Here is a 24,292-nt window from a genome sequence, read left to right on the forward strand (position 1 = left end):
CTTTTTGAATTCGACAAAGTACCACGACACGCTCAGCTAGCTTCTCTAAATGGTGTGAGATTGTGTAATCAAACTTGCGAAATGTAACAAAGGGTAAGCGATGTAGCGTGTAGCTGATAAGGAAACTAGTGCGTGGCTTACTCGGACTCCGCAAGCGTCTGATGAACAAATGCCGACAGGATTAATTTCGCCTGAGTCGGTACGTCAATGAACTCAAATCCATGGCGGTACTCATCGCCTGTTTCAGTTGGGCTGACAGAGCGTAATATGACTTTTAGCACCAAGAACTCGTCGTTGCCGGCTGCGTTAACTTTAAACTTTATTATGCCGAGATCGTTCTTTTTTCCAAGTGGTTTCTTAATAACGCCAGAGGTGCCGCCCATGCTCAGATCACCTAGCGTAGCTGCGGCTGTTTGCTCTGGGTCACCAATGGACACTGCCGCGATGATTTTTACGGTGGCCCTCGAATTCTGGCGAATTGTAGTGGAGCGTACTTGTTTGGGATACGTTAAGTGTAAGTAGGCATGCGGACTAAAAACAGATTTGATAGCCGATGCAGTAAAGGCGTACGCTCTTTTACCGGGGAATGCTCGGACGATAAATGTTTGACCGTCTCTGATGAGAGCGCCTTTTCCGTCGATCATAGGGGCGGTGACCAGAACCGATTTGTTTTTGACGAAGCCAACAAGGCGAACGGTATAGCGTAAATTGGCATTGTCATGCACTTGAAGATAAAAAATTTCGCCTACATGCCAACGTACACTGTCGAGCTCGATCATTGCTTCTTTATTGAGTTCGGATACGGTTTTTTCAGGTGCTGTTCCGGATTTGCTATTTACCGAAGTCGTCACCGAAGCAGCGGTTTTTTTTTCAACGTCAGTCCAAATGGTATCTGAACAATATCCGTTTTCTAACAAATCATTGAGTTGTGCCTCGTTTGATACGGTGGTGCCGGATTCCAGCAATAAGTTTCCCCAGGCATCGTAAACTGTCCACGGGACTGCCTGACCAATTTTGATTTCAGCTTGATTGATGGGAGTTAGCGAGGACAATTCGTTCATGTATCAACTTTGACGCTTATATAGAATCGGATTTCATTGTATCCTGAAATTAGTAGTCTAATGACAGCATAGGCGTGACAGGCATGTATAAAAAAAGCACTTGTACACACAAGTGCTTTCTTGTTTTCATTCTTGCCATGTACTGTCAATCACAGAAATAATCGCACAAGTTTAATCTCCCGTTATATTGCCAGCTCCGCACCGAGTTGCACACAGTCGACAAAGTAACCTCGTTTACCATTTACTTCCGCTTTGACCAGGCCGTGACAGTCCGTCTCGAAGCCAGGGAATTTTTCGTTGAAATCACGTACAAAGCGCAGGTAATCAACGATGGTTTTATTGAAGCGCTCACCTGGAATCAGCAACGGAATACCTGGCGGATAAGGTGTCAGAAGGATTGCTGTTACACGGCCTTCCAACTCTTCAATCGCTACCCGTTCAATCTCTTTATGCGCCATTTTCGCGAATGCATCCGATGGCTTCATTGCGGGTTGCATGTCTGACAGATACATTTCTGTCGTCAATCGCGCTACGTCATGGGATTTGTAGGCCTCATGGATGCTTTGGCATAAATCACGCAGTCCCAGTCCTTCGTAGATCGGATTGGCCGTTGCAAATTCAGGGAGGATGCGCCACATTGGCTGATTCTTGTCGTAGTCGTCCTTGAACTGTTGCAGCGCAGTCAGCAGCGTGTTCCAACGACCTTTAGTAATGCCGATCGTAAACATGATGAAGAAAGAATACAGGCCACATTTCTCAACGATAACTCCGTGTTCTGCCAGATATTTCGTGACGATTGATGCGGGAATCCCGGATTCCCCGAATTTGCCTTCTAGCGAAAGCCCCGGGGTGACAATGGTTGCTTTAATCGGATCCAGCATGTTGAAGCCAGGAGCGAGCTTGCCAAAGCCATGCCAGTCATCTTCTGCATGGATCATCCAGTCGTCACGTGAGCCTATGCCATCTTCTGAAAGCGCGTCTGGCCCCCACACCTGGAACCACCAGTCTTGCCCCCATTCCTGATCGACCTTGCGCATAGCACGGCGGAAATCAAGCGCTTCCAGGATAGATTCTTCAACCAATGCGGTACCGCCCGGTGCTTCCATCATCGCTGCAGCGATATCGCAGGATGCAATAATCGAATATTGCGGGGAAGTCGAGGTATGCATCAGATAAGCCTCATTGAAGCTATCTCTGTCCAGTTTGACGGTCTCTGATTCGCGTACAAGAATTTGTGAGGCTTGTGAAATGCCAGCCAGCAATTTGTGTGTCGATTGAGTGGAAAAAATCATCGACTTTTTGGCACGAGGCCGTTCTTTGCCAATCGCATGCATATCTTTGTAGAAATCATGGAAAGTCGCATGCGGCAGCCACGCTTCATCGAAATGCAGGGTGTCGATTTCACCATCCAGCAGTTCTTTTAGGGTCTCGACGTTATATAGCACGCCGTCATAGGTCGATTGTGTGATCGTCAGAATACGCGGTTTTTTATTCTTGGCTTCACGTGCAAACGGATTAGCTTCGATCTTTTTACGGATACTTTCCATGGAAAATTCTTCCAGCGGAATTGGTCCGATGATGCCCAGATGATTGCGGGTTGGCATCAGGAAAACCGGGATTGCACCGCACATGATGATGGAATGCAAAATCGATTTGTGGCAATTTCGGTCAACTACGACGATGTCGCCTGGCGCCACCGTGGAGTGCCACACCATTTTGTTTGAAGTGGACGTGCCATTTGTCACGAAGTAGCAGTGATCGGCATTAAAAATACGTGCAGCGTTGCGCTCTGAGGCAGCCACCGGCCCGGTGTGGTCAAGTAACTGGCCGAGCTCTTCTACCGCATTGCAAACGTCGGCACGCAACATGTTTTCGCCAAAAAACTGGTGAAACATTTGTCCGATAGGTGACTTCAGGAAGGCGACGCCGCCTGAATGACCCGGGCAATGCCATGAGTAAGAGCCGTCATTGGCATAATGCACCAGCGCGCGGAAAAACGGTGGCGCCAAGCCATCCAGATAAGACTTTGCCTCGCGGATGATGTGGCGGGCGACGAATTCTGGCGTGTCTTCAAACATATGAATGAAGCCATGCAATTCGCGCAGGATGTCATTTGGGATGTGGCGCGAGGTGCGTGTTTCACCGTACAGATAAATAGGGATGTCGGCGTTTTTGTAACGGATTTCTTCGACGAAGGCGCGCAGAGATTTTAGTGCGTAATCGGTTTCTTCTGTCGAGCCGCCACCAAACTCTTCATCGTCGATGGACAAGATAAATGCGGAGGCGCGCGATTGTTGCTGGGCGAACTGTGATAGGTCGCCGTAGCTGGTGACGCCCAGCACTTCCATGCCTTCTTTTTCCATCGCATCAGCAAGTGCGCGGATGCCGAGGCCAGAGGTGTTTTCAGAACGGAAATCTTCGTCAATGATGACGATGGGGAAGCGGAATTTCATGAGGTCTCCAGAGAGCTTGTTACGAGGGAGACGCCTGGGCAAGTGAAGCCGGAGATAAAACAAATTGCCGACTTAGATCAACCGCTTGCGCGCCGAAAAATTCAAAGAGCGAATTTTCTCAGATATGGGGGCGAAGATGTGAAAAAAAATCCCCAATTGTAGACGTTGGAAGAAAAATTCATCCACGCGTCATATTGAGGACTCGTATGGTCAGCTTGGAACCACGTCAGAAGCGGTAACTTGCTGCTGAAAAAATGGTAACGGGTGTTTTTTGAAACACAAATGGGCTCTTGGCAGCATCACCGGTCAGGTATTTAACCGAAGCGCCTGTGGTCAGTGACCAGTTTGAATCGATACTCCAGTTCCAGCTTGCGCCGACCTTGACGTCTGTCAGACCTGCTGTTGGCGTGTATTGATTGTATCCACTCGCCGCCGATTGTGTTGCATTCACGCCAAAATAGGATTGTGCAAAGGAGGTGTTCGCCCAGTTTGCACCAAAGCTCGCAGATAAACGATGTTGCGTATTCAAAGACGTCGTTGCTCTCCCGCCAAGACTAAGTTGTAGCCCGTTGTGGTCGATACCGGAGCCGTAACGGATAGACGAGGTGAGTGAATAGTTCTGATTAACGATGTAGTTCAGGAAGGCACCTGGCTCAATCGCAGTTGCTACATCCCCAAGTCCATGCAGGCGGTCTGAGCGGGATTCATCGCGCGCCGCTTCGACTGTCATTCTGAGGCCGTATTGCAGGCTGGGATCTTTTGAGAAATTGTAGCCAATACCAGAAATCGTACTGGCAAAAGCACCGTTTCTCCATTGTGCATCGAGTAAAGGATAAGCAGCAAGCCGGCGCTCATCCGAGCCGGTATAGCGGGCGGCAGAAAAAGCAGCCGCACCTAGCGAAAAATTCACATCTTTCGGCAAATAAGGACTAGGAACCAGTTGTGCGTACTCTGAGGTCTGTGCATGAGCCGCAAAGCTGGCACAGATGAGTAGCAAGGGTAGGAGTTTTTTCATGTTATGCCCTGAATCAATCGCTTAGATATGTAACCAGGCCAGCACTGCCAATACTACACCTACTCCAGCAACGCCATATGAGGCAAATTGTAACCATTTCTTTTTGGTCAGCAAGGTAATTGCTGCCAGTGAAATGGCAATTTGTACGCCGGTCATTGCTTGCGCCCAACGATGATGCTGATGCAAGGCACCCTCAGATTTGTGATCCCATTCCTGAGATTCTGCCTCTAATTTTTCTGCATTGACCTTGATGGTTTCTTTTTCGGTCTCGTATCTCGCGACCTTTGCCTTGTATTTTTCTACATCAGCACCGGGCAAGATCATCGCTAATTCGGCTAAGTTTTGCTTACTCGATTTAGCCTGGTAAAAATTCCATTGATTAGCTGCCTCAGTCTTCTTGATGGCCGCTTCGTTTTTGAACATCGCCGCATCGTTTTGCGTGGCGCCGCCTTGGTAGCCAAACAAGGCACCGACAGTTGCCATAATGGCGGTCATAACCGCGATTTTGCTGGCGAAATCATCGTTACCGTGGGCTGCATGCTCAAGCTCATGATCATGGGGGCCGTGTACGTGAAAACCTTCACTAGACATAATGGTGATTCCTGTTTGTAATTGTTATTGACGTTGTTTATTGCTGTTGCTTATGGATATGAATTGCTTAAGTTAATTAACAGGACGAACTACTGGCGCTGATAAGTAACAAAAGCATAAGCTAACTGATTCTTTTCTGACACGAATTCTTCTCTCGCCACTTCTTTCCATTCTGCGCGATTGATTGCCGGAAAAAAAGCATCGCAATCAAAAATTTGTTGTATTTCCGTCACGATCAGGCAACTTGCCAGGGGGAGCGCCTGTTGGTAAATTTCCGCTCCACCGATAATAAATGCAGATTGTCCCGCCACCAATGCCTGTGCCGCTGCCAATGATGCTACGGATTCGACGCCGTCATGCTGCCAGTCAGGATTGCGGGTAATCACAATATTGCGCCGGTTTGGTAAAGGTCTGCCGATCGATTCAAAGGTCTTGCGCCCCATTACGATAGGGTGACCACTGGTGGTACGTTTGAAATGGGCAAGATCTTCAGGCAAATGCCAGGGTAGGGCGTTATTGATGCCGATGCCATTCTGGCGATCCGTCGCTACGATAATGGTGAACGATGACATAGTGATGAAATGAACTGAGTTTGACTGCAGGCGGCGCGAATCTAGACTGCAACCGGCGCTTTGATATGCGGATGAAACTGATAATCGATGAACTCAAAATCATCAAACTGGTAGTCAAAAATAGACTCTGGCTGACGTTTGATCTTGAGTTTTGGCAATGGCAAGGTGTTGCGTGACAATTGCTCGGCTACCTGATCCATATGATTCGAATACAGATGGCAATCACCCCCTGTCCAGATAAAATCTCCCACATCCAGCCCTGTTTGTTGAGCAACCATGTGCGTCAGCAGCGCATACGAGGCAATATTAAACGGTACACCAAGGAAAATATCGGCACTGCGCTGATACAGCTGGCAGGATAATTTGCCATCAGCAACATAAAACTGAAACAAGGCGTGGCAAGGTGGTAACTTCATCTGAGGGATGTCCGCGACATTCCACGCAGAGACTATCAGACGGCGAGAGTCGGGATTGCTTTTGATCTGAGCGATTAAGTGACTGATTTGATCGATATGCTGACCATCCGGCGCAGGCCAGTTGCGCCATTGCGAGCCATAGACCGGACCCAGATTGCCGTTCTCATCTGCCCATTCGTCCCAGATTGAGACACCGTTTTCTTTCAAATATTTTGTATTTGTCGAGCCTGCCAGAAACCAGATCAGCTCGTGAATGATAGACTTCAGATGAAGTTTTTTTGTCGTTAGCAGGGGAAATCCTTCCTGCAGGTTAAAACGCATTTGATAGCCAAAAACGGAGACGGTACCAGTGCCGGTGCGGTCTGTTTTGGTGGCGCCATGTTGTTGTACATGGCGCATAAAGTCGAGATATTGGCGCATGATCAGTTTTGAAAAATTTGTGAGATTGTAACGGGTATTCGTGTGCTTGGTGCTGTGCCGAGGGTGGCTGGCCATTAGTCGGCGATGAATTTACAGTGAATTTGCGATCAATTAGAGATGAGTTGGTTGTGACCAAGCCGTGACTAAGCGGTGATTAAGCGATGGATTTCAAATACTCCCCTGAATATTAAGAGAAATACCCATTTATCCGCCTATTTTATATAGGGATTGAAAATATACTCGGTGGGAGTATGTTTAGTTGTTGAGTAAAGGATCTTGCGACTCTATCTGCCCCGGAGCTGTCAGCGGAATGCTGATTTCAAAGCGTGCACCCTGACCAGCGGTGCTGGTCACACGGATTTCTCCGCCCAGTACATTGGTGATGATGTTAAAGGTGATGGAGAGACCGAGACCGCTACCGCCTTGGCCGAATTTTGTCGTGAAGAACGGTTCAAAAATACGTTTGATAATCTCTGGCGGAATACCTTTGCCGTTATCTTCAAACACGATCAGTACATGATCGCCCTGGCGCTGTGCCATACAGCGCATGTGACCTTCTGTACATCCATCCAGGCCGTGTGATACGGCGTTATTGACCAGGTTTGTAAATACCTGACCGAGCGGGCCGGGGTAGCTGTCGAGTTCAATATCCGCTGGGATATCCAGCTCCAGTGTAAATGGTGTTTTACGTAAGCTCGAGTTCAGCAGCGCGGCAAGCTCTTGCAGCATGATCAGTAGGCCAAACTGGCGCCGTTGGGCACTCGACTGATCAACCGCGACCTGTTTAAAATCACCAACCAGACGCGCTGCATGTTGCAGACCGCGTAACAGTAACTTAGTCGATTCACTCGCCATCGCCGCATAGCGGGTCAAATCTGATTTGCGCATGCCGCCTTCGTCCATCATGCGGTTAAGATGCCGGGTTTCTTCTTCCAGTGTACTAGCGACCAGCAGGCAATTGCCCAGCGGTGTATTCAGTTCATGCGCAACACCCGCCACCATCGATCCCAGTGCCGCCATGCGCTCAATGCGTGCCAGTTCGTTTTGGGCGCTGTTGACGTTGGTCAAAGCTGTTTCCAGTGTCATATTCACGGTTTCAAGCTCTTGCGTGCGCTGTCTGACCTTAGATTCCAGCGTGCCGGAATACTCAAGCAACTGCTGATTCTTCACTTCTAGCTCGGAGAAAGAGCGTTGCAAGGCCTGCCTGGTTGCTTCCAGGCTCAAGGCTAGGTGACCTAATTCATCTTCCCGTTTGAGCGAGATTGGCTCATTGAGCTGACCGTTGGCGAGCCGGTCCGACTCGCCCATCAAGAGTTTGATCGGTTCAACCAGGCGCCACTGCAATACCATCAAAATAAACACGACCGCAACGACCAGAGACACCAACGCGGAACTGGCATAGCGCTTAAATTCCGAGGCAAGATTCTCACGCAGAATATCCTCTGCGAGGGTCAGCTCGACTTCGCCGATGACCTGTTCGCCATGCTTGATCTCGCGTTTTTCGACTTTGAACGGACCTTCCTGCGTCTTTCTGCGAATATTGTTTTGGATAAATTCTTTATGATCGGGCAGGGTAACAACGCGAATTTCTGCGACCCGTGGATCTGAATACACCACTTCGCTGGAGACATTTGCAATTTCTGGTGTGATTTGCCACAGCGGCTCGCTTAAGATGACGGCAAGAATATCAGCCAGCCGCTTGTGATCTGCATCGGTACGTTCGCGTGCGACGTGTTCAATACTGGTTTGGTAATACGGAATCAGTACGACAAAGGGGGCAAGAAGGCCGAAGACGACAGCAAGGATGATGGCGAGCCTGAGCGTGAGCTGGCTGCGGATTGCAGATAGTAGATGTCGAAACTGCATTGCAAGATCCTTGTACATCACTTCTTGTTAGCGAGTGCTGGAGGCGTTTCTCGTAGCGCGGATGACGTGTCAGCATCAACCAGGGGCGCGCGTGACTGGCGTGCGTCTACCCCCATACCAAGCAATGCAAATGCCGCTTTGCAGCAGATATACCGAAGGCTTACTGATATTAAAATATTTTTTGCGCTTAGGCAAGACGCGAGTTCTATCTCCGCGGTGTTTTGCGGCTTTTCACAACTGACAGAGAATTATCTGGCCTCTTCTATCCATGCCATTTGTATGGCTTCCAGGATTTTTTCACCAGAATGATTCGGATCATCGTCAAATTCATCAAGCTCGCAGACCCAGCGATGCAGGTCGGTGAAGCGTATCTTCAGTGGATCGATATCAGGAAACTTGTCGTACAAGGCTTCCGCGATTTGAAAAGTGTCTATCCATTTCATACTCGTCTCCTGATGCTGCTATCTGCGAATCATTGCGTTCTAGTGATTCTCGCGGGCGTGATTGATCGTGTATTTAGGGATTTCGATCGTTATGTCTTCTTTGCCTAATTTTACCTGGCAAGACAGGCGTGAGGTCGCTTCTAAACCCCAGGCGGCATCGAGTAAATCTTCTTCATCATCTGTAGATTCGTTCAGTGATTTGAAACCTTCACGAATGACCACATGGCAGGTAGTGCAGGCGCATGACATTTCGCAGGCATGTTCGATTTCAACATCGCTTTCGACCAGTGCTTCGCACAAGGATTTACCTTCGGCAGCGTCGATCACGGTTCCTTCAGGACATAAAACCGGGTGAGGTAATACAATAATTTGTGGCATGGTTATCTCAATTCTTTCTATATTCAATCTGCATCATCCTCTGATGCGCCATTACTTAATACCTCGACAGAGAGATGATTCGTATCAGACCTCATTCGTTCCTGGCGTTCCTTGCCTCAGGTATGAATCAGCGACACTTAAATATCATCCAGTTTTTTACCTGCCAGAGCAGTACGCACGCTTTGATCCATTCTGCGGGCGGCGAATTCTTCCGTGCCATCAGCCAGCGCACTGATTGCTGCTTTCAAGCGGTTGTGGTCATGGCCTTGAGTCTGCTCGCGCACGGCTTGCATCAGGCTAGTAATACTCGCGTGCTCTGCATTACTGAGTAATACAGAGTCACCATCTAATGCCGATTGTGTTGCTAACAAAATTCGTTCGGCTTCCACTTGTTCTTCTTTTAGGGCGCGTTGTTGCATATCCTCAGACGCTGACGCAAAAGAGTCTTGCAGCATACGTGCAACCTCATCATCACCCAGCCCATACGACGGTTTGACGCTGATTGATGCTTCAACGCCGGAGCGCAATTCACGAGCCGATACCGATAACAGTCCATCCGCGTCAACCTGATAGGTAATTCTGATACGGGCGGCACCTGCTGCCATCGGCGGAATGCCGCGCAGTTCAAATCGCGCAAGTGATCTACAGTCGCTGACCAGTTCGCGCTCACCCTGAACAATATGAATCGCCAGCGCTGTCTGACCGTCTTTGAATGTCGTAAATTCCTGAGCGCGAGCGCAGGGAATAGTCGAATTACGGGGGATAACTTTTTCTGCCAGGCCGCCCATGGTTTCTACGCCCAAAGACAGCGGGATCACGTCTAACAACAGCCAGTCATCGCCAGCGGCACGATTGCCTGCCAGCAGATTCGCTTGTATCGCGGCTCCAAGAGCGACTACCTTATCCGGATCAATATTGGCCAGCGGCGTAGTCTGGAAAAAATCGCCAACCGCCTTGCGCACATGTGGCATGCGGGTTGCGCCGCCGACCAGTACTACACCGTCGATATCATCGGCAGACAATTCCGCATCGCGCAGCGCTTTGCGGCAAGGTGTGATCGTTTTCACGACCAGATTCTGCGTCATCTCAGAGAATGCGGCGGCGCTTATTTGCAGATGAACGCTTTCGCCTGAGCTTAATTTGGCATCGATGAAGGTTGACGGTTTGCTAGATAAAGTCTCTTTGGCTTCACGCGCCTTGACCATCAGCAGGCTGGTATCTTCATCAGATAGCGGCGCTAATCCGGCTTCCTGCAAGATCCAGCAAAACAAGCGATGATCAAAATCGTCACCGCCAAGTGCAGAATCACCACCTGTCGACAAGACTTCAAAAACACCTTTGCTCATTTTCAGGATCGAGATGTCAAAGGTACCGCCGCCGAGATCATAGACTGCATAAGTGCCTTCCGATGCATTATCTAGACCGTATGCAATTGCTGCCGCCGTCGGTTCGTTGAGCAAGCGCAAGACATTGAGTCCTGCCAGTTTGGCAGCATCTTTGGTTGCCTGTCGCTGCGCATCGTCAAAATAGGCGGGGACAGTAATGACAGCGCCAACTAGGTCATCGCCAAGCGCATCTTCCGCTTGCTGGCGCAACGTTGCCAGAATCTGAGCAGAAATTTCGACCGGACTTTTAAGACCCGCAATTGTCTTGATCTGTAGCATGCCAGGTTCATCATGAAAATCGTAAGGCAGATTTTCTGCGTAGGCGATGTCTTTCAAGCCGCGCCCCATAAACCGCTTTACGGAGACGACGGTGTTTTTAGGATCATTGCTTTGTTCCGCCTGCGCCTTGAAGCCGATATGCGCATGACCATTGGGCAGATAGCGCACAATCGATGGCAAAAGCGGACGACCTTCTTCATCGTTCAGGACTTCGGGAATGCTATTGCGGACGGTCGCTACGAGGGAGTTGGTCGTGCCCAGGTCGATGCCTACTGCCAGTCGATGTTGGTGCGGGGCGGTGGACATGCCCGGTTCAGAAATCTGCAGTAATGCCATGATGGTATGGATATGATGGCGAGCCATCGAAATAGGGTAATAAAATTGCCGGGTTATTCGAAATTACTTACTTGGATTATTTGTGTTGATTGCTTTAGGTCGCATTCGACCGCATTAGTTACGTGCAGACACGGCAGAGTTGACAGAGACCAGGCAGCGAATCAGCCAGTTAATTTTCTAAGGCAGCAATATCAGCGATATCGGCGATGAATTTTTCCAGAAACATGCAGGCGCGAATCTGTTGCGCCGCCAGATTAAAATCATGCGCATCCAGTGTGACGCCAACCAGAACAAATTGCTGTTTCAGCGCTGTGCGTAGTTCGTCTTCCAGTTTGTCCATTGCTTGTACATCATTTGCCTGCCTCGCATCATCGAACGCTTCCCGCCATTCCATTTGCTGCATCAGGAAGGCTGCGGGCATGCTGGTATTCGATTCCGTCTGTAAATCAACGCCTTGTAGTTCACACAAATAGGTCGCACGCTTTAACGGTTTTTTTAACGTTTGGTACGCTTCATTTGCGCGTGTTGCCCATTGCATGGCAACACGTTTTTCTGCATCGCTTGCCTGCACGAATTTATCGGGATGTACTTTATTCTGTACCTCGCGGTAAGCGGCATTCAGCTTGTCCTGATCTATGGCAAATTGTTGTGGCAACTGGAACAGCTCGAAATGATTCTGCATCCGCTATGAACTTTCTATTGCATTAGCCTAAAACCAGATTAAATACGGAAGCTCTCGCCGCAACCGCATTCGTCTTTGACATTGGGGTTGTAGAACTTGAAGCCTTCGTTCAAACCCTCGCGTGCAAAATCCAGCTCGGTACCGTCGATGTAAGGCAGACTTTTAGGATCGACAAATACTTTTACGCCATGCGATTCAAATATTTGATCATCGCTGCCGATTTCATCGACGTATTCAAGTTTATACGCCATGCCGGAACAGCCGGTCGTACGCACGCCAAAGCGAAGGCCTATCCCTTTGCCACGTCTTTCCATATAGCGGCTAACGTGTTTAGCCGCTTTTTCTGTCAATGTAATTGCCATGATGGCTCCTGTACTTGATGCAAAAAATCAGGCGCTTTGTTCTGTGCCGTGCTTGGTTTTGTAATCGAGTACAGCGGCTTTGATTGCGTCTTCTGCCAAAATCGAGCAATGAATTTTGACTGGCGGTAATGCCAGTTCTTCAGCGATCTGAGTGTTCTTGATATCCAACGCCTGATCCAGCGTTTTGCCTTTGACCCATTCTGTTACCAGAGAAGAGGAAGCAATGGCGGAGCCGCAACCGTAGGTTTTAAACTTGGCATCTTCGATGATGCCGTTTGCACCGACTTTGATCTGTAATTTCATGACATCGCCGCAGGCTGGCGCACCGACCATGCCAGTACCGATAGTGTCATCACCTTTGTCGAACGCGCCGACATTACGTGGATTTTCGTAGTGATCCAATACTTTTTCTGAGTAAGCCATTTTGATGCTCCTGACAAATCTGTTGATGCAAATATAAATACAAATAAGTGCAAATGAAGCAGACTACATCGCCTGCATGAAATCAATTGCGTAAATTAATGTGCTGCCCACTGGATAGTGCTGATGTCTATCCCGTCTTTGTACATATCCCACAGCGGCGACAGTTCGCGCAATTTTGCGACTTTGGTTTTCAGCAGATTAATCGTGAAATCAATATCTTCTTCTGTCGTGAAGCGACCAATTGTGAAACGGATCGAGCTGTGCGCAAGTTCATCGCTGCGGCCAAGTGCACGCAATACATAGGATGGTTCCAGACTCGCTGATGTACAGGCGGACCCTGAGGACACAGCAATATCTTTAATTGCCATGATCAGGGATTCGCCTTCAACATAATTAAAGCTGACATTCAGGTTGTGTGGGACGCGATGTTCCATGTCGCCATTGACATAGGTTTCTTCAATGTCGCTTAAGCCTTTTGCCAGACGGTCGCGCATGTTTCTGACGTGAGCCAGTTCACTGTCCATCTCTTCTTTCGCGAGGCGGAATGCTTCGCCCATACCGGCGCATTGATGTGGTGCCAATGTGCCGGAGCGGAAGCCGCGTTCGTGTCCGCCGCCATGCATTTGTGCCTCAAGGCGTACCCGTGGTTTGCGGCGGATATACAAGGCGCCGATACCTTTAGGGCCATAAGATTTATGGGCGGAGAAAGATACTAGATCGACTTTGGTATTTTCGAGGTCGATCACCACTTTACCTGTTGCCTGCGCTGCGTCCGAGTGAAACACAATACCTTTTTCGCGGCACAATTCACCGATTTCGGCGATAGGCTGGATGACGCCGATTTCATTATTAACCCACATCACGGAAACCAGAATCGTATCCGGACGGATTGCTGCTTTGAGTTGTTCCAGTGTAATCAGACCATTATCCTGGGGTTGCAGGTAAGTCGCCTCAAAACCTTGGCGCTCCAGCTCACGGACTGTATCCAGCACGGCTTTGTGCTCGGTTTTTACCGTGATGATGTGTTTGCCTTTGGATTTGTAAAACTGAGCGGCACCTTTGAGCGCGAGGTTATTGCTCTCTGTCGCGCCTGAGGTCCAGATGATTTCGCGTGGATCAGCTTTGACGAGCGCTGCGACGTGGGCGCGTGCTTCTTCTACGGCTGCTTCTGCATCCCAGCCGTACATATGGCTGCGAGATGCAGGATTGCCGAATTGCGCACGCAAGAACGGAATCATTTTGTCCGCAACGCGAGGATCTACTGGCGTGGTCGCCGAGTAGTCCATGTAGATAGGGAAGTGCGGTGACCTGATTGTGTCAATCAAGCTTTTTTCCAACGGGGCATTCATGCGTTACTCCAAAATGGCAACATGGTTAAGACGAATAATTTAAGAAGCTATGTGCAGGTTCGGTACAGTTTTATGCTGTACTAGCACGACATTTTTTTCTGCGTTTCTCTGTTGCTGCTGATTCACTAAATCTTGTAAGGACACAGAATCCAGATAGTCGACCATCTTCACATTCAGGGTTGCCCATAATTCATGTGTCATGCAATGAATTCCGTTGCTGTGATCGCTGCCGTGACAAGAGCCTTTGCCGCCGCATTGCGTGGCGTCCAGTGGTTCGTCAACGGCGATAATGATGTCTGCTACGGTAATTTTTTGGGCTTTGCGTGCCAGGGTATAACCGCCGCCAGGGCCGCGCACTGATTCGACGATCTCGTGGCGACGTAATTTGCCAAACAGCTGCTCAAGATACGATAAGGAAATATCCTGCCTCTGGCTGATGCCTGCCAGCGTGACAGGTCCTTTGTCTTGGCGTAATGCCAGATCAATCATTGCTGTTACAGCGAAACGGCCTTTGGTAGTCAGGCGCATGAGTGGTTTGCTCCAAGCGAAAATTCACAATACCCTGAGTGGTTGAGTATTTTATTCAAGTATAGCAAACTTGAGTGATTCTGTCAGGTATAAGCCAAAAGCGAAATTTGCGGTAGCGAGGCTCGGAGGCTTGACGTTGTAAGGAAGGAACTTTTTAGAGGTTTCTGAAGAGTAAGACGCATATTGTATGCGCCTCACGGAGTCATTATAGTCTGAGAGCCTTATGGATGCTGCGGTAAGAGATGTTTGTGAGCAAACTGAGGCGTGCTCAATTTGCCGACATAACTACCTCAGCGCTCGCCCAAGTGCAGATACATCTGCTCCACTTTTTCTCTGGCCCACGGTGTTTTGCGTAAAAATTTCAGGCTGGATTTGATACTGGGATCAGAGGTGAAGCAGCGAATGTTGACCTGCTTGGCCATTTCTTCCCAGCCATATAGTGCGACCAGATGAGTCAGGATCGCTTCGAGGGTGGCGCCTTCAAGTGTCGGCTTTTGTTTAGCTTGGTTCATGATTGCTGATCAAATACCTGCATGCTGAGATAACCGGTTTGCTGTTCTACCCTCTGTAACCAAGCCCTGATTGCCGGATACGCATTCAGATCAAAGCCTCCCTCATGCGCGACGTGCGTGTAGGCATACAGACCGATATCTGCAATGGTGTAGCGCTCTGCGACAAAGAACTGATGTTGTTTCAGATGTTGCTGCATGACGTCCAGAGCGTGATAGCCCGGCGTCATTTTTTGTTGCAGGCGTTCTTCATGTTCTGCAGGACGTCCAAGATAGCGCACGATGTAGCGGGCGGTCGCGATATAGGGTTCATGACTGTATTGTTCGAAGAAAAGCCATTGCAAGACTTGCGCGTGATATAGGCGTTCTTTTGGCAACAAAGATGAGCCTTCGGCCAGATAATGCAAAATCGCGTTCGACTCAGAGAGGCAGGTACCGTCGGTGAGTTCGAGCAAGGGGACTTTGCCATTCGGATTCTTTTGTAAAAAACTGCCTGTATGCGTTTCATTATTCAGAATATTGATGCTGACCCAGTCGTGCAGAATTTGAAGTTGCGTCGCCGCTAGCTTAATTTTGTAGCAATTGCCTGAATAAATGTCGCCGTAAATTTTAATCGTCATGATGAGAGTGTGAGTAAATGAGCTTTGCGCTCATTAGTGTAATCCCACCATGGCAAGGCAGGAGCGCCTTCCATGAATCTGACTGCTGAAATAAAAGTATCGATTACGCAGGGATCGTGTCTGACGTTGGTCAGAATACAGAGATCTTCATACATCGCGTAGGGATCGCGACCTTTGAGTTGCGCTGGCTGATGGATGCCTAGCAAGCGTAAATCTGCTGTGGAGGCTTTACCGATGTTGGGAATCTGCTCGAGCTGATGGGCGTCTTGATGTCTTAGCGCTTTTTTCATTTTGAGGAGTGTATGTAACAATACTGAGGTTTTTACTTGGTGTCAGGGTGATACCAGAGTTCAGGACGGTTGAACGGTGCTTTATCTGTTTTCAGTAAAGGGTTCTGGAGTTCAATGATGGTTCTTTGTTTGATATTTGCAGCTCTAATAGTTGCGCTTAAATGTTTTTGAAAGGTTTTTTCGAATGCACCATTCTTAGTTATTTCTTCAAGCCCTACCTGAATCGCTTCTGCTACTTTAGGTTCTCTCGGAGTAACAAAAAAATACAGCGCAGAGGGGTAATGCAATACTAGATATTTGTCGATGGTGAGGTTTAATTTGGGGTGTGAGTTCAACTCATTGTTAATTTCAAAAACTGAACGTGGGAAGTAATTAAACCGTCCTCCCTTTAGCATTGTGAAAAGTGGCTCATATGACGTCGATATCTGAACGGCTAACCCATTATTTCGCAAAATTGAAACATCTGGCCAATCTAGTTCCTGGCCAGCTGAAAACCGACTTAAATCCTGCAGCGATGTTACCTCGCGAAAAAGTTCCGCATTGTTTGCCGACAATAAAGAAATGCGCCATCCTATCAAACCTTTATCTATCGGAATCCGGATTGGTAAAAGCTGAGTTTCACGTTCATCCGTTGTCATCGTCCATATCACGTCGATAGTTCCAGATTTCGACGACATTTCGTAAATTGCTCGCGCCTGTTGCATAGGGTCAGCATTGGGCACAAGTTGGAAGGTTTGACCGCTATGTTTGATTGCCAGTGTTAATAACTCGATTACATAGTCAACATGCGGATCTGCAGTGGCAGACACACGAGGGTAGCGGATGATTTTTGCCGTTTCAGCAACGGTTTGCATTGGTGCTGCGAGACAAAGTATCAGGCTGACCAATGGCATAAGTTTCTCTAATCGCATGAGAGTCATTATGTTCCCATCTATGACGATCCAGACATTCGGAGTCTTATTTTAATATAAAAAAGTTAAATTTTAATTAACTCAGTATTTATTCTGTCCTTATTTGACCTGAAAAATAAGAAAACCGCCTACAAAGTGGCGGTTTTCTTAGTACTATTTGCTAATAATGCAATTTAAATATCAAAACTAATGCCCTGTGCAAGCGGTAATGCATTGCTGTAGTTGACTGTATTGGTTGATCTGCGCATGTAGGCTTTCCATGAATCGGAACCCGATTCGCGACCGCCGCCGGTCTCTTTTTCGCCGCCGAAAGCGCCACCGATTTCAGCACCGGAAGGACCGATGTTGACATTGGCAATACCGCAATCACTGCCGCTGTCGGACATGAAGCGTTCTGCTTCACGCATGTCGGTGGTGAAGATGGACGATGACAAGCCTTGCGGTACTTCATTGTTCCAGTCGATTGCCTGTTGCAAATCGGTGTAGCGAACAATGTACATGATCGGTGCAAAAGTTTCGTGGTGCATGCTCTGGGTTTGCGTTGGCATTTCTACCAGCGCTGGCTTGACGTAAAAACCGTTTTCACAACCCTCGACGATCACGCGCTCACCGCCAAAGACCTGTCCTTGTTCGCTGCTCGCTGCTGCTAATGCGGTTTGCATTGCGTCAAATGCCGCGCTGTCGATGAGTGGGCCGATCAGGGTGGATTTTCTGCCTGGATTGCCGATAGGCAGACCAGCATAGATTTTTTTCAGACGCGGTACCAGTGTGTCATAAATGCTGTTGTGGACGAACAGACGGCGTAAGGTAGTGCAGCGCTGACCGGCGGTGCCGACGGCGGAGAACGTGATGCCGCGAACTGCCATCTCCAGATCGGCGCTGGCAGTCACGATCATGGCGTTGTTGCCACCCAGTTCAAGAATGGTACGCGTGAGGCGTTTCGCACATGCTTCTGCTACTTGGCGGCCCATGCGGGTGCTGCCTGTTGCGCTGACCAGAGCGACGCGCTTGTCGTTAACCATTTGTGCGCCGATGTTACGCTCACCGATGATCAGTTCTGCCAGGCCTTCCGGTGCATCGCTGCCGAATTTGGCGACGGCTTTCATGAATAAAGCATGAGTTGCTAAGGCGGTCAGTGGCGTTTTTTCCGATGGCTTCCACGTCACGCTATTGCCGCAAACAAAGGCCAATGCTGCGTTCCAGGCCCATACGGCAACCGGGAAGTTAAAGGCAGAGATCACGCCGACGACGCCGAGCGGGTGCCAGACTTCCATCATGCGATGGCCGGGACGTTCGGAGGCAATCGTCAGACCATACAATTGGCGTGATAACCCGACTGCGAAATCACAGATGTCGATCATCTCTTGTACTTCGCCCAAACCTTCCTGAAGAATTTTCCCAGCTTCCATCGTGACCACCAGACCGAGGGCTTCTTTGTACTGACGCAATTCTTCGCCGAAGAGGCGCACTAATTCGCCGCGGCGCGGTGCCGGTACATTGCGCCATTGTAAAAACGCTGCTTGTGCACGGGTAATTTTGGTGTTGACCTGATCGGCATTGTCAGCGCGCAAAGTCGCGAGAGTTGCGCCATTGACTGGTGATACGCTAAGGATGTCCTGGCCTTGGTAATCGGCGAGATTGACGCCAAGCTGGCTCAGGATGGTGGCGATATTCATGTTTTCCATAGTGGTCTCCAAAATGGTCTTTCCGGTTCCGGCAGCATATCTGGATAAGATGTGCTGAGTGGAGTGATTGTTGTGATTGTTAAGGCGCTTGTTAAGCTTCGATATCTTTGATATATCAAAGAGGCGCTAAATAAGCAGGGTGAGCATAGTCAGACAGTGCCCACCCTTAGCGGCAATATTGTAATCGCTAACGACTCGTTGCTCGTTAGCTTGTTCCCTATATCTTGCTGTAAGCTGCCTAAAGGGAACTAACCGCCGTCCTTACTTAAACAGCGTAATACTGTCCGAAACGGTTTGCCAGGAAATCAGTCAGATTGGCTTGTTCCTGACGGACCATTCCATGTTTAGGTAACTGACCGTTGACAACCATATCAACCATGGCGCAAATGCCGGATGCCGTGGTCAGCTGGATAGCGGACAGCAACTGACCGTTAACAACTTGTGCGTAAATTTTCTTCGCATAGGATTCTTGTTCCAGGCGACCATCGCGCATGCCGACGACGCTGACAAAGACCAGTACCACGTCTTGCTTGGTCATCGGGATCGATGTTTCCAGCACGTCTTTCAAGATAGGGCGACGTTCGAGTTTGCCCAGTTCCAGATCGCGAATCAGCATTTTGACGATATCGCGGTGCCCTGGGTAACGCACGGTTTTGTAGTTCAGGTTTTGTACTTTTCCTTGCAGGCTTTCGCACAAAGTTCCTAGGCCGCCGGAGGTATTGAAGGCTTCGTAGTCGATACCGTCGAGAGAGAAATGTTCGATTTCTTCCAGTGCAGCGGTTTCGCGCAATTGACCGTCAACAATCGCTTCGCATGGGTTGCAGTATTCATTGATCAGACCGTCGGTACTCCAGGTCAGATTGTATTTGAGTGCGTTGTTGGGGAAGGTTGGCAGCGCGCCGACGCGCATACTGACATCACGCAGGCTGTCGAAACGTTTTGCGACATCATTTGCAACGATAGAGATGAAGCCAGGTGCCAGACCACATTGCGGAACGAATGCGCAATCAGCGCCTTCTGCAAGTTGCTTGACGATGCGTGTGCTTTCTACGTCCTCGGTCAGATCAAAATAATGGGAATTCGCCGCTTTAGCCGCATTCGCGATGATCGGCGTCAGGAAATAAGGGCAGGCTGACAAAGTGACCTGGTGACCGCGGATTAATTCTGTGACCGCGTTTTTATCGCCAAGATCCAGTTGTACGGTTTTAACATTCGGAAAGCCAGCCTGATCCACGTATTTCAGACGTTCGACATCGCGATCGGCTACGGTAATCAGATAGTCGCCTGTGTGGGACAGAAGGTTCAGGATGGCATCGCCGATTTTGCCTGCGCCGAGCAGAATAAGTTTGGTTGTCATGGTGTCTCCAGAGATTGTTGGGTTTAAGTCAAAACAAATCGATGGAGTGAGTTTAAAAGCAATTTTTGTCAGATAATAGAGTGTAAATTATCGTCATAATGAACTATGTAACTACATTATGACTAAAAAATGATACAAATTGACTAAATGGTGAATGGATGAAGCCGACTCTGGATGAGATTGATAACAAAATTCTTGCGTTGTTGATGGATAACGCGCGATTGCCAGTCAGTACGATTGCCAAGCAGGTTGCGATTGCCAGAACTACCGTGATTGCCCGTATCGGTGCGCTAGAGAAGCGAGGTGTAATTGCGGGTTATGGCTTGAGACTGAGCCAGACTATGTACCAGCCTGCCGTGCGTGCTTATGTGGGCTTGTCAGTGGAGGCGCGCATGGCACCGGGCTTGATGAAGTTTCTGCAGCAATTACCCGAAGTTGAGACGCTCTGTGCGGTGAGCGGTGCGATTGACTATATGCTGACCCTGCGTTGCGCGACGACAGAAGTGCTGGATAAGTTACTTGATCAGATTGGCGCGCAAGACGGCGTCAGACAAACGTCGACATCGATTATTCTAAGTAAGCGCATAGACAGAGCGGCGTTGTAGCAGACAATATTCATACTCGCCCAGAGTATATTTTAAGCGCGTTGATAAACAAGCGTGAATAAGCCTATTTTTAGGAATTTTTAGGGGAGTATCCGTTATGTCTGGCTAGTTCAAGCGGGAAACAAGCCACGAAATAAGTCAAACAAGCGAAACACATCAACCAAGGAAGGCACATCAGAACAGCACTTCAAGAATTGTTTGCTGGTTTAAGCGTTGCTTTTTTGTCTTCGCCAGGCAATTTCTTTGGTGGGTTGCTATCGGCAAAATGCGGTGAGGTTTGCTGCAAAATCTGCAAATGTACTGACGCTCTATCCATGCCGCCACGTTCCAGCAACACCGATGATTGCGCGGACGCACTCGCTGCCGATCCTTCTTGCGCCTGACTGCTGGGTTGCACTGTCGGCGCAGAGATCGCCATCGAGGCAGAATCCTGACTGAACGTGATGCCAGCCAAAAATGCCAGTGTTGCAGCGCCGAAGTAGATAGTGTGTTTTAACATGATTGCCTGCTATTTTAAATGAATTGCGATCAACAAAACGCCTCAATGCAAAACTTTGTTACTAAATTCTTTTTGATCTGGAATCCGCCAGAGATTAAACGGACTGCTGTATCGTTTTTGCGTACTTAGCTGCTGCCTGGCGTTGTGCAAGTGTATCTCTGTCCATCGCGAGCTTTTGCTCGGTATTCATACGTTTGGCAGAGATCATGACTGTCTGGATGCCAGATGCTGATTGCAGATCATACTCGAGTTTTTCATCGGCATTTAGGCGTTTCGCCGCAATCGTCACGGTTGGAATCGCTTTATCGCTGTTGCTGTTGATATCGGCAGATGCCGGTGCTTTGTAAGCGGACGATACGGCCAGAACGTTGGCGATCACTGCGACGGAATAGATGGCTGTGCTGAATTTATTGATTGCGTTCATGTTAGTGCTCCTATGTGTATGTGTGAACTTGAGGTTAATTACTGAAATTGACATCTCGTGTTGCGATGTCAGCACTTTAGGCAAGTGCCCCTGTTCTTGCCAGTTGCATGCGATGAAATGCATAAACTCGGGGATAAAGCAGGGTAAAAGCATGTTGGATTGCGGCAGCTTCGTTGAAAAAATGAATGAAAATAAAGAAAGCTGCAGAAATTAGTGCCAATTTTCCGCATTGATTTCTTTTGCATCAATCTGGTGAAGATCGTAATTAGTCTTCCTGGCAGAGGGGGGAGTGACGCAATCTTCCCGCCAAATCTCTAAAAATCCTTGATGCAGGTCATTTTGTTCTTATTTTTAAATGCAATTGTTAATCGTTCTCATTTATAATTACGTCATTACGCCAGCCAAGAGATTCACTATCTAGCCAACAGACTCTTCTCCCAGCCAGCCATCACCTTGTTTATTGAATTGCTGAAATCGCTGACTATGAGAAAGATGTCCATGAAGTTTTCTGTCGTTACTCCCGTCCCCGCCTTACGTTTTCGTCCCGCACTATTGCCAGCTTTGCTTGCCAGTGTCGTCATTCCTGCTTTTGCACAAACCGCTCCGCCAGCGTCGGATACCGTGTTACCCGAAGTGAAAATTACTGGTGCAGCAGAGCAAAAGTACGGCGTGAAGCGCAGTGTTACTGGCACCAAAACAGATACCTTGCTGCGTGATACACCGCAAGCCATCACGGTTGTGACCAAAGAACTAATGCGTGATCAGGCAATGCAGAGCATGGCCGATGTGATCCGCTATGTGCCTGGTGTGGTCACTGCGCAAGGCGAAGGCAATCGTGATACTGCTGTATTCCGCGGCAATAGTTCGACCGGTGATTTCTACGTGGACGGGATTCGCGATGACGTCCAGTACTATCGCGATTTTTACAATATCGAGAGCGTTGAGGCCTTAAAAGGCTCAAATGCGATGATCTTTGGTCGTGGTGGTTCCGGAGGCATCATCAATCGTGTGACTAAGCAAGCGGAATGGCGCAGTATCGGCGAAGCATCGCTGACGCTGGGATCATGGAATAATCGCCGTGCTACTGCAGACATAGGACAGGCAATCAATGAAACAGCCGCTTTCCGTGTCAATGGACTCATTGAAAATTCGGATAGCTATCGCAATGGATTTAACCTGAAGCGCTCTGGTATCAATCCAACCTTATCGATACGTGCCGGTGCAGATACCAGCGTGGTACTGGGCTATGAGCATTTTAAAGACGAGCGCACAGCTGATCGTGGTGTGCCTTCATTTAACGGTGTACCTCTAAACACAGATCCGTCGACTTTTTTCGGTAACGCTGCTCTGAGCCAGACTTGGTCCAAAGCCGACGCCTTCACCGCGCTGATCGACCATGATTTTGGTAACGGAGTCACCTTACGTAACCGCACCCGTTATGCGGATTACGACAAGTTCTATCAAAACGTATTTCCTGGTGCGGTGAATGCGGCTGGTACCAGCGTGGCGATCTCTGCGTACAACAATGCAACCCAGCGAACGAATATCTTCAACCAGACTGATGTCATGTTCAATCTGAACACAGGTTCGGTACAGCACAAGTTGGTCGCTGGGCTGGAACTGGGGCAGCAGACTACGGATAACTTCCGCAATACCGGTTATTTCCTGTCTGTCGGTACGAACGCGACATCGATCAATGTGCCGGTATCAAATCCTGTGACCAATACCACCATTACATTCAAACAAGCGGCGACTGATGCGAACAATCACGGCACGGTGACGACCAAGTCGGTGTACATCCAGGATCAGATCGAATTTTCGCCGCAATGGCAATTGATTGCGGGTGTGCGTCGCGATAATTTTGACGTCGACTTTACCAATAACCGTACCGTTGAAAATATTAAAACCACTGACACGCCGGTATCACCGCGCGTCGGCCTGGTCTATAAACCGATGACGGATGTTTCTTTGTATGCGAGCTACAGCATTGCGTTTGTACCGCGTGCAGGGGATCAGTTGTCTTCGTTGACGGCGACCAACAAAGCTTTTGATCCGGAAGAATTTAAAAATCTGGAAGTCGGTGCCAAATGGGATATCCGTCCTGATCTGAGCACCAGTGTCGCGATCTATCAGCTTGATCGCAGCAATGTCGCGATTACCGATCCGGCAGATGCCACTAAAACGATTCTGGTCGACGGTCAACGCAGCAAAGGTGTCGAATTCGGCATCAGCGGCAAGCTCACACGCGAGTGGAGTGTCATGGGCGGTTATGCTTACCAGGACGCTAAAATCACCAAGGCACAATCTGCAACAGTGAAGGCCGGTGCGATTCTGGCACAAGTGCCTCAGCATAGCGCCTCACTCTGGAATCGTTATGATTTCAGCTCGGTCTGGGGTGCCGGCTTAGGTATCGTCTACCGCAGTAAAATCTACACCTCTACGGATAATACAGTCGTGCTCCCAGGGTTCACGCGTCTTGATGGTGCTGTGTATTACGTCGTGAATAAAAATATTAATCTGCAAGTGAATATCGAGAATTTGCTGGATAAAAAATATTATGCATCGGCGAACAGCAATAACAACATTACGCCAGGCTCACCGCGTGCTTTGCGTGTTGGCTTAAATATGAAGTTCTGATCGGGCCAGGTAGCTTGGCTCAGTGAGTTAGTTCACTGAGCCAGCTCATTAAGCCAGCTCGCTAAGCTAGGCCACTGGGTTGGCAGAAGTCCGGACTATCCCAACTCCGCTCCTAACTCTCGGCCCTCCCGTGTACGCGCGGGCTGTTTGTCCCATCATCCAAAACACGCCGGATAAAGTACAATCGGATCAACCC

25 protein-coding genes are annotated in these 24,292 nt (G+C 48.9%); 2 read left to right on the plus strand and 23 right to left on the minus strand.

Features of this window, described 5'->3' with window-relative positions:
• Positions 1 to 137: 137 nt before the first annotated feature.
• From ACO0LE_RS11030 to ACO0LE_RS11130, 21 genes are all read right to left on the minus strand, one after another.
• A complete protein-coding gene (locus ACO0LE_RS11030) occupies positions 138 to 1,061 on the minus strand; it encodes a flagellar brake protein (RefSeq protein WP_422960406.1) in 924 nt (307 codons plus the stop codon).
• Between the two features lie 182 nt (positions 1,062 to 1,243).
• Positions 1,244 to 3,514, minus strand: a complete 2,271-nt coding sequence (locus tag ACO0LE_RS11035; protein ID WP_422960407.1) for an Orn/Lys/Arg decarboxylase N-terminal domain-containing protein — start codon at positions 3,512 to 3,514, stop codon at positions 1,244 to 1,246.
• Positions 3,515 to 3,740: 226 nt separating this feature from the next.
• A complete protein-coding gene (locus ACO0LE_RS11040) occupies positions 3,741 to 4,529 on the minus strand; it encodes a MipA/OmpV family protein (RefSeq protein ID WP_422960408.1) in 789 nt (262 codons plus the stop codon).
• Between the two features lie 21 nt (positions 4,530 to 4,550).
• The gene (locus ACO0LE_RS11045; protein ID WP_422960409.1) at positions 4,551 to 5,120 is read right to left on the minus strand and encodes a DUF4337 domain-containing protein; all 570 of its coding nucleotides are present in this window, start codon (positions 5,118 to 5,120) and stop codon (positions 4,551 to 4,553) included.
• A gap of 89 nt (positions 5,121 to 5,209) precedes the next feature.
• Positions 5,210 to 5,692, minus strand: coding sequence for a dihydrofolate reductase (locus ACO0LE_RS11050; protein WP_422960410.1), 483 nt, complete (start codon positions 5,690 to 5,692; stop codon positions 5,210 to 5,212).
• Between the two features lie 41 nt (positions 5,693 to 5,733).
• Positions 5,734 to 6,528, minus strand: coding sequence for a thymidylate synthase (locus tag ACO0LE_RS11055; RefSeq protein ID WP_422960411.1), 795 nt, complete (start codon positions 6,526 to 6,528; stop codon positions 5,734 to 5,736).
• A gap of 255 nt (positions 6,529 to 6,783) precedes the next feature.
• Positions 6,784 to 8,394: a sensor histidine kinase gene (locus ACO0LE_RS11060; RefSeq protein WP_422960412.1), complete on the minus strand. Its 1,611-nt coding sequence runs from the start codon at positions 8,392 to 8,394 to the stop codon at positions 6,784 to 6,786.
• Between the two features lie 248 nt (positions 8,395 to 8,642).
• On the minus strand, positions 8,643 to 8,837 hold the full coding sequence (gene iscX, locus ACO0LE_RS11065; RefSeq protein ID WP_422960413.1) for a Fe-S cluster assembly protein IscX: 195 nt from the start codon (positions 8,835 to 8,837) through the stop codon (positions 8,643 to 8,645).
• A gap of 39 nt (positions 8,838 to 8,876) precedes the next feature.
• On the minus strand, positions 8,877 to 9,215 hold the full coding sequence (gene fdx, locus ACO0LE_RS11070; RefSeq protein ID WP_422960414.1) for an ISC system 2Fe-2S type ferredoxin: 339 nt from the start codon (positions 9,213 to 9,215) through the stop codon (positions 8,877 to 8,879).
• Positions 9,216 to 9,352: 137 nt separating this feature from the next.
• Positions 9,353 to 11,215 (minus strand): Fe-S protein assembly chaperone HscA, encoded by a 1,863-nt coding sequence (gene hscA / locus ACO0LE_RS11075; protein WP_422960415.1) that lies wholly within the window; start codon positions 11,213 to 11,215, stop codon positions 9,353 to 9,355.
• A gap of 169 nt (positions 11,216 to 11,384) precedes the next feature.
• On the minus strand, positions 11,385 to 11,897 hold the full coding sequence (gene hscB / locus ACO0LE_RS11080) for a Fe-S protein assembly co-chaperone HscB (protein ID WP_422960416.1): 513 nt from the start codon (positions 11,895 to 11,897) through the stop codon (positions 11,385 to 11,387).
• Positions 11,898 to 11,935: 38 nt separating this feature from the next.
• The gene (gene iscA / locus ACO0LE_RS11085) at positions 11,936 to 12,259 is read right to left on the minus strand and encodes an iron-sulfur cluster assembly protein IscA (protein WP_422955995.1); all 324 of its coding nucleotides are present in this window, start codon (positions 12,257 to 12,259) and stop codon (positions 11,936 to 11,938) included.
• 27 nt (positions 12,260 to 12,286) lie between these two features.
• Positions 12,287 to 12,682, minus strand: a complete 396-nt coding sequence (gene iscU / locus ACO0LE_RS11090; protein WP_262836631.1) for a Fe-S cluster assembly scaffold IscU — start codon at positions 12,680 to 12,682, stop codon at positions 12,287 to 12,289.
• A 95-nt stretch (positions 12,683 to 12,777) separates the two neighbouring features.
• A complete protein-coding gene (locus tag ACO0LE_RS11095; RefSeq protein ID WP_422960417.1) occupies positions 12,778 to 14,031 on the minus strand; it encodes an IscS subfamily cysteine desulfurase in 1,254 nt (417 codons plus the stop codon).
• Positions 14,032 to 14,070: 39 nt separating this feature from the next.
• On the minus strand, positions 14,071 to 14,559 hold the full coding sequence (gene iscR / locus ACO0LE_RS11100; protein ID WP_422955992.1) for a Fe-S cluster assembly transcriptional regulator IscR: 489 nt from the start codon (positions 14,557 to 14,559) through the stop codon (positions 14,071 to 14,073).
• Between the two features lie 290 nt (positions 14,560 to 14,849).
• Positions 14,850 to 15,071, minus strand: a complete 222-nt coding sequence (locus ACO0LE_RS11105; RefSeq protein WP_422960418.1) for a VF530 family DNA-binding protein — start codon at positions 15,069 to 15,071, stop codon at positions 14,850 to 14,852.
• Positions 15,068 to 15,688, minus strand: a complete 621-nt coding sequence (locus ACO0LE_RS11110; protein WP_422960419.1) for a glutathione S-transferase family protein — start codon at positions 15,686 to 15,688, stop codon at positions 15,068 to 15,070. Before ACO0LE_RS11110 ends, ACO0LE_RS11105 begins: the two co-directional genes overlap by 4 nt.
• Positions 15,685 to 15,978, minus strand: coding sequence for a helix-hairpin-helix domain-containing protein (locus ACO0LE_RS11115; RefSeq protein WP_422960420.1), 294 nt, complete (start codon positions 15,976 to 15,978; stop codon positions 15,685 to 15,687). Before ACO0LE_RS11115 ends, ACO0LE_RS11110 begins: the two co-directional genes overlap by 4 nt.
• A gap of 32 nt (positions 15,979 to 16,010) precedes the next feature.
• Positions 16,011 to 16,898, minus strand: coding sequence for a substrate-binding periplasmic protein (locus tag ACO0LE_RS11120; RefSeq protein WP_422960421.1), 888 nt, complete (start codon positions 16,896 to 16,898; stop codon positions 16,011 to 16,013).
• Between the two features lie 164 nt (positions 16,899 to 17,062).
• Positions 17,063 to 18,565, minus strand: coding sequence for an aldehyde dehydrogenase family protein (locus tag ACO0LE_RS11125; protein WP_422960470.1), 1,503 nt, complete (start codon positions 18,563 to 18,565; stop codon positions 17,063 to 17,065).
• Between the two features lie 274 nt (positions 18,566 to 18,839).
• Complete coding sequence (locus tag ACO0LE_RS11130) at positions 18,840 to 19,931, minus strand: saccharopine dehydrogenase family protein (RefSeq protein ID WP_422960422.1); 1,092 nt, start codon at positions 19,929 to 19,931, stop codon at positions 18,840 to 18,842.
• 158 nt (positions 19,932 to 20,089) lie between these two features.
• Between ACO0LE_RS11130 and ACO0LE_RS11135 the strand changes: the two genes are divergently transcribed.
• Positions 20,090 to 20,536 carry an Lrp/AsnC family transcriptional regulator gene (locus tag ACO0LE_RS11135; protein WP_422960423.1) on the plus strand — a complete coding sequence of 149 codons (447 nt, stop codon included), beginning with the start codon at positions 20,090 to 20,092 and terminating at the stop codon, positions 20,534 to 20,536.
• 187 nt (positions 20,537 to 20,723) lie between these two features.
• Here the strand turns inward: ACO0LE_RS11135 and ACO0LE_RS11140 are convergent, their stop codons facing one another.
• Complete coding sequence (locus tag ACO0LE_RS11140; RefSeq protein ID WP_422960424.1) at positions 20,724 to 21,035, minus strand: hypothetical protein; 312 nt, start codon at positions 21,033 to 21,035, stop codon at positions 20,724 to 20,726.
• Between the two features lie 94 nt (positions 21,036 to 21,129).
• A complete protein-coding gene (locus ACO0LE_RS11145; protein ID WP_422960425.1) occupies positions 21,130 to 21,459 on the minus strand; it encodes a hypothetical protein in 330 nt (109 codons plus the stop codon).
• 498 nt (positions 21,460 to 21,957) lie between these two features.
• Between ACO0LE_RS11145 and ACO0LE_RS11150 the strand changes: the two genes are divergently transcribed.
• Positions 21,958 to 24,096 (plus strand): TonB-dependent receptor, encoded by a 2,139-nt coding sequence (locus tag ACO0LE_RS11150; RefSeq protein ID WP_422960426.1) that lies wholly within the window; start codon positions 21,958 to 21,960, stop codon positions 24,094 to 24,096.
• Positions 24,097 to 24,292 lie beyond the last annotated feature (196 nt).

Source organism: Undibacterium sp. Xuan67W (genome assembly GCF_049340165.1).
GTDB lineage: Bacteria > Pseudomonadota > Gammaproteobacteria > Burkholderiales > Burkholderiaceae_D > Undibacterium.

Coding starts and splice junctions, on each gene's coding strand:
- ACO0LE_RS11055 (WP_422960411.1), bottom strand. CDS start 6,528: ATGCGCCAATATCTCGACTTTATGCGCCATGTACAACAACATGGCGCC.
- ACO0LE_RS11040 (WP_422960408.1), bottom strand. CDS start 4,529: ATGAAAAAACTCCTACCCTTGCTACTCATCTGTGCCAGCTTTGCGGCT.
- ACO0LE_RS11030 (WP_422960406.1), bottom strand. CDS start 1,061: ATGAACGAATTGTCCTCGCTAACTCCCATCAATCAAGCTGAAATCAAA.
- ACO0LE_RS11125 (WP_422960470.1), bottom strand. CDS start 18,565: ATGAATATCGCCACCATCCTGAGCCAGCTTGGCGTCAATCTCGCCGAT.
- ACO0LE_RS11050 (WP_422960410.1), bottom strand. CDS start 5,692: ATGTCATCGTTCACCATTATCGTAGCGACGGATCGCCAGAATGGCATC.
- ACO0LE_RS11145 (WP_422960425.1), bottom strand. CDS start 21,459: ATGAACGCAATCAATAAATTCAGCACAGCCATCTATTCCGTCGCAGTG.
- ACO0LE_RS11105 (WP_422960418.1), bottom strand. CDS start 15,071: ATGAACCAAGCTAAACAAAAGCCGACACTTGAAGGCGCCACCCTCGAA.
- hscB (WP_422960416.1), bottom strand. CDS start 11,897: ATGCAGAATCATTTCGAGCTGTTCCAGTTGCCACAACAATTTGCCATA.
- ACO0LE_RS11140 (WP_422960424.1), bottom strand. CDS start 21,035: ATGTTAAAACACACTATCTACTTCGGCGCTGCAACACTGGCATTTTTG.
- ACO0LE_RS11045 (WP_422960409.1), bottom strand. CDS start 5,120: ATGTCTAGTGAAGGTTTTCACGTACACGGCCCCCATGATCATGAGCTT.
- iscA (WP_422955995.1), bottom strand. CDS start 12,259: ATGGCAATTACATTGACAGAAAAAGCGGCTAAACACGTTAGCCGCTAT.
- ACO0LE_RS11135 (WP_422960423.1), top strand. CDS start 20,090: ATGAAGCCGACTCTGGATGAGATTGATAACAAAATTCTTGCGTTGTTG.
- fdx (WP_422960414.1), bottom strand. CDS start 9,215: ATGCCACAAATTATTGTATTACCTCACCCGGTTTTATGTCCTGAAGGA.
- ACO0LE_RS11060 (WP_422960412.1), bottom strand. CDS start 8,394: ATGCAGTTTCGACATCTACTATCTGCAATCCGCAGCCAGCTCACGCTC.
- ACO0LE_RS11115 (WP_422960420.1), bottom strand. CDS start 15,978: ATGAAAAAAGCGCTAAGACATCAAGACGCCCATCAGCTCGAGCAGATT.
- ACO0LE_RS11130 (WP_422960422.1), bottom strand. CDS start 19,931: ATGACAACCAAACTTATTCTGCTCGGCGCAGGCAAAATCGGCGATGCC.
- ACO0LE_RS11110 (WP_422960419.1), bottom strand. CDS start 15,688: ATGACGATTAAAATTTACGGCGACATTTATTCAGGCAATTGCTACAAA.
- ACO0LE_RS11095 (WP_422960417.1), bottom strand. CDS start 14,031: ATGAATGCCCCGTTGGAAAAAAGCTTGATTGACACAATCAGGTCACCG.
- iscX (WP_422960413.1), bottom strand. CDS start 8,837: ATGAAATGGATAGACACTTTTCAAATCGCGGAAGCCTTGTACGACAAG.
- ACO0LE_RS11120 (WP_422960421.1), bottom strand. CDS start 16,898: ATGACTCTCATGCGATTAGAGAAACTTATGCCATTGGTCAGCCTGATA.
- ACO0LE_RS11035 (WP_422960407.1), bottom strand. CDS start 3,514: ATGAAATTCCGCTTCCCCATCGTCATCATTGACGAAGATTTCCGTTCT.
- hscA (WP_422960415.1), bottom strand. CDS start 11,215: ATGGCATTACTGCAGATTTCTGAACCGGGCATGTCCACCGCCCCGCAC.
- ACO0LE_RS11150 (WP_422960426.1), top strand. CDS start 21,958: ATGAAGTTTTCTGTCGTTACTCCCGTCCCCGCCTTACGTTTTCGTCCC.
- iscR (WP_422955992.1), bottom strand. CDS start 14,559: ATGCGCCTGACTACCAAAGGCCGTTTCGCTGTAACAGCAATGATTGAT.
- iscU (WP_262836631.1), bottom strand. CDS start 12,682: ATGGCTTACTCAGAAAAAGTATTGGATCACTACGAAAATCCACGTAAT.